The organism is Microcystis sp. M53603_WE2 (genome assembly GCF_030065435.1).
The window spans coordinates 1-3912 of the sequence record NZ_JASJFF010000107.1; the positions used below are offsets into that span (position 1 = coordinate 1).

The window sequence follows — 3912 nt, forward strand, 5'->3', positions numbered from 1 at the left end:
GCAAACAAAACCGTGTTTTTTAGCCGTACTTTTCAGCAAAGTCATAATTAACTGCTGATGGTCACTGGCCACGTTAGCAGCCTCGAAAAAGGGGGCAATCTCGAACTGTCCGGGGGCGACTTCATTATGGCGGGTTTTGGCTGGAATGCCGAGGCGATACATTCTTTCCTCTACTTCCTGCATAAACACCTGAACCCGTTCGGGAATCGCACCAAAATAATGATCGTCGAACTGTTGACCCTTGGCGGCGGGTTTACCAAATAGGGTGCGACCGGTGAGCAGTAAATCGGGGCGACTATGGGCAAAATGAGCATCGACTAGAAAATATTCCTGTTCAGCGCCGCAGCTGGAGTTAACGGGGGCGACTTCCGTATGTCCTAAGAGCTTCAGCACCCTGGTGGCGGCTTTACTCATCGATGAAATCGATCGTAAAAGCGGCGTTTTTTTGTCGAGGGCCTCTCCTGTCCAAGAGATAAAAACCGTGGGGATACACAGGGTGACACCATTATCCGTCTCCATGACGTAGGCGGGACTGGTGACATCCCAAGCGGTGTAACCCCGCGCTTCAAAGGTGGAGCGAAGTCCGCCGTTAGGAAAGGAAGACCCGTCCGGTTCTCCCTGTACTAAGACTTTGCCCGTAAATTCCGTGATCACCGAACCGTCGCTCTGCACAGAGATAAAACCATCGTGTTTTTCGGCGGTGGCGTTAGTCATCGGATAGAAGACGTGGGCATAGTACAGCGCCCCTTTGGACGTGGCCCAATCTTTCATCGCTGCCGCTACCGCACTGGCGATGGAAACGTCTAATTTTCCCCCGGTTAAAATCGTGTTTTTGACCGACTTGAATACGTCTTTCGGGAGACTGGCCTGCATTTTGCTCAGGGTAAAGACATCGGTTGCCCAGAGGGCCTCTAAACGCTGAGGAATTTTGCTAGGTAGGGGTTTACGATCCGTTACTTGAGAGATAGCTTGAACACGGGTTCCATAACTCATAAGTATTTTTCCTATTGTGTTGTGTCGTGGATAAAGGGTTACTTTACTTAGGCGATGACAAGTTTCCTACTAACTTTGATGTTGAATTCCGGTCAGAGGCTATTCTCCGCTTAATAATTTTGATCCCACGGCACAAGCTTCTCTGCGGTTTTTATCTGCTTGCGCCGGCCTCTTTTCCGATCAATTAGCAACACCAGCCTTCATCTTAAGAACAGATAATCCAGAGCTTTGTATCAAACATTACAAATATCCCAAACCCGATCTTCCACCAGCGATCGCACTGAGAAAACGGGTTTCTTTGAGAAACCCGTTTTCTGGAGATAAAACTCTATACATCTATGCAATCGATAAAAAAGCGATATTTGACAAAATCGGGGGGGGGGGTAAGATTTGGAGCAGAATTTGCCCAAAATTGCCAATGAATACCCTCAAACCTCTGTCTGGTCTCGGTGTTGTCCTCGCCAGCACAGTTAGCGCGATCGCTGGAATGACTGTCCTCCCCGCCAGCGCCGTCACCTTTACTGGAACTGGTACTGGTTTCAGCATCCCTGACAACAACGCCACAGGTGCTTCCAGCACTATTACCATTCCCACCAGTTCCAACTTCTCGATCACCAACATCACCGTCACCCTCAATAACCTAACCCACTCCTACGTAGGTGATTTGATCGCCAATCTCACCTACGTCCCAACCAACACGACAGTATCGCTGTTCAACCGGATCGGTCGCGTGAACACTGGCTTTGGTGACTCCAGCAACTTCAACGGCACCTACAGTTTCAATGATGCCTCCACCAGCAACATCTGGTCCGTAGCGGCTTCCGGGGGTGATGATTTTGTCATCCCCGGCGGCAACTACTTCCCCACCGGTGCGGGTAGTGGAACCCTTGTTCCCATACTCACTTCCTTGGGTGGCTCCCAGACCGCCGGCGACTGGCGGCTGACGATTTCAGATCTTGGGGCTGCTGATACTGGCAGTCTTGGCAGTTGGACTCTGAATTTGGAGGGGACTCCCATTGCTCCCGTTTCTGTTCCCGAATCAAATTCTGTCTTAGGTTTGCTGGCCCTAGGCTTACTGGGAACGGCAGCGGCATTTAAGCGCCATTGGAACTGAGAAAACGGGTTTCTTTGAGAAGAAAACGGGTTTCTTTGAGAAACCCGTTTTCTGGAATACATAAGCTGTTTAAGTATAGTGATATCGTGCTGCTAAAAACTCAATGCGGTCATCTTTGACTCGATAGACTAGACGGTGTTCTGTGGTAATTCGGCGTGACCAAGTATTAGCTTCAAGATACTTTATGGGTTCTGGTTTGCCTATTCCAGTAAAGGGATCGGCGGTGACAGATTCTACGAGATCGAGTAGGCGAAAGGCGATTTTTTTATCTGTTTTGTACCACCATCTTAAATCTTCTCGAAATTGGTGATCAAAGACAATTGCCCTACTCTTGGCGTTCAATTCCTAACTCCTGACAAAGTTCTGTAACTGTCTGTCCCGGTATTGTTTGAACGTCCCTCTCCATTGAACGTTCCAGTGCTGCCAATAACTTTCTAGCATTCGCAGGCGATCGCAAAAGATAAACGGTTTCTAATAAGCCAGTTAATTCCTCTGCGCTTAATAGTGCCATATCTTTATGACCAGGGCGAGTAATAATCGCCATACTATTCTCGCTTTCCAGTCGATCCAGAAGGCTCGCTAAATTTTCTTGAGCTTGAGTGTAGGTAGTTTGGATAGAAAACATAAGGCGAGGGCAACGAGTTGATTCGATTTTAGCTTATTTCATCAACTGAGAAAACGGGTTTCTTTGAGAAACCCGTTTTCTGGAGATAAAACTCTATACATCTATGCAATCGATAAAAAAGCGATATTTGACAAAATCGGGGGGGGGTAAGATGCTGGTGGAATTTGCCCAAAATTGCCCATGAATTTTACAACTACCTTCAAATCTCTCTCTCTGGCTGGTGTTGTCTTCGCTGGCACAGTTAGCGCGATCGCTGTACTGACTGTCCTCCCCGTCCAAGCGCTGCCGATCATCTACAATCCGACTCCAACCTTAACGCTTAATGCAGGCTCTGCTACTCCCACCGTTGGAGCCTTAGTCAACACTGCCAACGGCAATGGGTTGACTGGACCTGGAAACGCTTTGCAGCAACAGCACGTCGGAGGTACCGATTTGTCTAATTTCTGGGGAGTACGTTTAGAAATCGGGACGACTCCTGCTGATGTCAATCTTGATTTTAATTTTGGCAGTTCTGTGTTCTTAGATACCTTGGCTTTGTGGAATTACAACGCTTTTAATACCACAGCTACTGATCGCGGAATCAAGGATTTCACACTAATTCTCTCCAATAACTCCGACTTTAGCAGTCCAGTTTATGTATCAGGAACCCTAACACTTCCCGAAGGCACTTCGAACAACATACCTGCCACACTTTTTTCCTTCCCTTTGATTCAAGCCCAATATGCTAGAATTGATGTAGCAAACAATTGGTTCGTTGGTTGGACAGCACCAGGGCCTATTGGTCTCTCTGAAGTTCGCTTTGCCCAGACTGTTCCTGTTCCTGTTCCTGAATCAAGTTCTGTCTTAGGTTTGCTGGCCCTAGGCTTACTGGGAACGGCAGCGGCACTTAAGCGCCATTGGAACTGAGAAAACGGAAGAAAAGGGGTTTCTTTGAGAAACCCCTTTTCTGAACTTTTGGCAGATCGCCTTAATTATGGAATTAGTTGGATTACAATTAGTTTAAGCGCCATTGGAACTGAGAAAACGGGTTTCTTTGAGAAACCCGTTTTCTGGAGATAAAACTCTATAGTTACTAATTCTGTACGCAAATATTGCATCTAGAATTAGCTTTGTACGCTTTGACCCGTACTGGGTTAACTACGAACCTCTCTATCGGATTCCCGCTAAAGGCGGCCTCTCC

General features: G+C 47.5%; 5 protein-coding genes. 2 read left to right on the forward strand and 3 right to left on the reverse strand.

From position 1 onward, the window contains the following. Window positions 1-993, reverse strand: a 993-nt coding sequence (locus PX481_RS02640; RefSeq protein WP_288093543.1) for a glutamine synthetase III domain-containing protein, incomplete at its 3' end; no start/stop codon positions are given. Window positions 994-1411: 418 nt separating this feature from the next. Between PX481_RS02640 and PX481_RS02645 the strand changes: the two genes are divergently transcribed. Further along, entirely contained in the window at window positions 1412-2107 is a 696-nt protein-coding gene (locus tag PX481_RS02645) for a proprotein convertase P-domain-containing protein (RefSeq protein ID WP_502888555.1), read from the forward strand. Window positions 2108-2176: 69 nt separating this feature from the next. Here PX481_RS02645 and PX481_RS02650 read toward each other — a convergent pair whose 3' ends face one another. After that, window positions 2177-2449: a Txe/YoeB family addiction module toxin gene (locus PX481_RS02650; protein WP_012264430.1), complete on the reverse strand. Its 273-nt coding sequence runs from the start codon at window positions 2447-2449 to the stop codon at window positions 2177-2179. Next, entirely contained in the window at window positions 2433-2732 is a 300-nt protein-coding gene (locus tag PX481_RS02655) for a type II toxin-antitoxin system Phd/YefM family antitoxin (RefSeq protein ID WP_002763657.1), read from the reverse strand. Before PX481_RS02655 ends, PX481_RS02650 begins: the two co-directional genes overlap by 17 nt. 180 nt (window positions 2733-2912) lie before the next feature. Between PX481_RS02655 and PX481_RS02660 the strand changes: the two genes are divergently transcribed. After that, the gene (locus PX481_RS02660) at window positions 2913-3638 is read left to right on the forward strand and encodes a PEP-CTERM sorting domain-containing protein (protein WP_002763658.1); all 726 of its coding nucleotides are present in this window, start codon (window positions 2913-2915) and stop codon (window positions 3636-3638) included. Window positions 3639-3912: the final 274 nt, after the last annotated feature.